Annotated in this window: 1 protein-coding gene; it reads left to right on the top strand. The window is 58.9% G+C overall.

Going from position 1 to position 248, the window contains the following annotated elements; genetic code table 11:
* On the top strand, positions 1 to 248 hold a 248-nt coding region (locus tag AC6EMZ_RS23480; RefSeq protein ID WP_498405198.1), incomplete at both ends, for a hypothetical protein.

Below are 248 nucleotides of genomic sequence, written 5' to 3'. Positions count from 1 at the left end.
GTGAGGGTATCGAGCACGCCATTGCGAAAGCCAATCAGACGACGCGATGGGGCGGCCTGCTGGGGAATAATCAGTTTCAGGGTGTCGACCACGGAGGCAATTCTCCCCGACGAGAACGGGGCGCGCAAAGCGATTTATGGTGCCATACGGCCACCGGCGCAAAGCCCGTTCGACACCATGAGTGAGGCGGAATTTACCGCCATGAGTACCAGCGAAAAAGCGATGCGGGTGCATGAGCATTACGGCGA

Source organism: Enterobacter sp. SCRI0065, assembly GCF_059766475.1.
The sequence above is the reverse complement of the archived record's forward strand: the minus strand, read 5'-3'. Positions and strand labels throughout refer to the sequence as shown.